Raw genomic sequence first — 2057 nt, forward strand, 5'->3', positions numbered from 1 at the left:
CTGTCTTTATCCGAGAAACCACTGCATTATGTGAAACACCCATCTTCTTCGCAAACGCACGAACCGATAGACCCTCACGATTCTTCTTATTCATAGTTGCTCCTTGCCTTCTTTTCTGTCCTAAGAAGGAGGTGGTTACGGCGTATTAGGATAAAGAGAGATTTACGGTACCAACTGAAAAACAAGATTTAATACGATAAGGAAATACTTAACACATTAAATTCGTTATTTATCAATGAGTTATGTGTACAATGTACAGTCAAATTGAAAATTCTGTCGCTAGCGATAGTTCGCGCTGTCCTGCCCCGCAACGAAGCCAACCCGCTGGGAAGTACCTTTTGAATTGATTTTATTGATTTTTTTTATGAAAAAACAAAGCATAAGTGATAATCTGTTTTTAAAATTGCAATAAGAATATGTAATGCTTAAACTCATAAGGATATGGAATATATAGATAAAGCTTGAGAACAGGATCTAGCCTTTCTTATTAGCAGCGTATTCTTGACGAGAAAGTTGTCTCTGTATGTTTTTGGTTAATCTTTCATTGGCATATTGTGCAATAGCACTTGCAATCTCTGGTTTGGACATCACCCCAGCAATTGAAGGTCCCTCTTGTTTTGCAATGGGAAATTTATCTCCATCCGCTCTTTGAAACACATTCCCATTCAGCTTTTTTAATTCAACACGCTTTGGAAAACTGCCTCCCTTGATAAAACCATGGGGTAAGATTTCTTTCTTTCCAAACAGTGTGTAAGTTACGCCGCGTTTTGTTTCGTTTGCTTTAAAAAATTTAAGAGGTATCGGTGTTACAGAACCAATGATATCTGTCTCAAGAAACCTTGCTGTCGCCTTTTCTTTAATATAAACACCTCTTCTTATACGCTTTATTTGGGCTGATGAGATGTCTGCAACTTGCTTTTCAGTGAAGCGTTCAACTTGTTTTGCTGTAGTGTTTAGAGCATTACGCAGAGCCCAATTAAGGCGAGGGNACTTGGAAGCTTTAGATGCTTTTGGCTGTTCGAGTGGAATTTCCTCTGTCACTGGTTCAGACGATGTTTGTACGGCTTCTTGTTCTATCTGTTTAATTTGTTCAATTGCCTTATCTGTTTTTGCTGTTGTCTTGACGTCAACAAAAAGTTTTGCAGCATTGGCGCGCTTGAGACGTGCGTAGACTTGATTAGAAACTTCAACAAATGGATTATTGGGTGTTGATGGTTCAAAGCGAACAGTGCTTTTATTGTCTCCAACAACACACATTGGCTTAGTGATGACAGCTTTCATCATTGCTCCTTTTGCGTCATAATTAATGACATCATTAGTCAATTATTGATTTTTGTTATTTGAAAAATAGATTAGTCAGAATTACCCAGAAAACAGGGCTTTCTAGCCACGTTTCAAGATCACATTTTACTAAATTTTTAGAGGATATTTTTGAATTTTGGACGCAATTCGACCAGTACAGCAGCGTCATTAAATACGACTTTTCACATATTGTCAACAAAAAAATCAATATATTGTGTTTTTTTTATTTTTTTACCTAAATATGCTGCTTTACAAACAAATGATGCAAATATTCCGTTCCCAAAAATCGTTTATACGTTAAAGCATTTACCATTTATTTTTTGGATAAAAATACTTCTGGAGAGCATTTAGAGCAATACGCAAAGAACTAACAAGATGTGGTAATGTTTGGTTTTCTATAACAAGATGTTGTATCGCGGCATAAAGATTATACTGTCTATAGAGGTGTTGTGCTTCTTTGATAGCCTCTTGCATGTTTGAAAACTGTTCTGTTGCAAATTTAATCCATTTTTCTTTTGCTGTCTCATCAGAAGATGAGGGCATTTTATCATAAACAGCACTTGGCAAACCTTTTGCACACGAATAGTCATTTTTCACTTCAAGATATTTTTGCGCAGCATCATATTGGTCTTGATTTATTTCGCCTTGCAAATAAAGCCGCCCGATATAGGTACCGGAAAGCGGATTTTTAGCCTCTTCTATGGTCAAACAGAAGCGTTTGGCACGCATTTCAATTGCCAATTTATCCATGGGTT

At 36.7% G+C, this 2057-nt stretch carries 2 protein-coding genes and 1 pseudogene; all 3 read right to left on the reverse strand.

What is annotated here, in order from left to right; genetic code table 11:
• Positions 1–474 precede the first annotated feature (474 nt).
• Positions 475–969, reverse strand: coding sequence for a hypothetical protein (locus ACFIME_RS06575; RefSeq protein ID WP_375684679.1), 495 nt, complete (start codon positions 967–969; stop codon positions 475–477).
• 21 nt (positions 970–990) lie between these two features.
• Positions 991–1281 (reverse strand): annotated as a pseudogene (locus tag ACFIME_RS06580) (hypothetical protein); the annotation flags it as partial.
• A 327-nt stretch (positions 1282–1608) separates the two neighbouring features.
• Positions 1609–2057: hypothetical protein (locus ACFIME_RS06585; RefSeq protein ID WP_375684678.1), on the reverse strand; the 449-nt coding region annotated here is incomplete at its 5' end.

The sequence above is a fragment of the Bartonella sp. AP1QHHD genome (assembly GCF_042196265.1).
Classification (GTDB): domain Bacteria; phylum Pseudomonadota; class Alphaproteobacteria; order Rhizobiales; family Rhizobiaceae; genus Bartonella.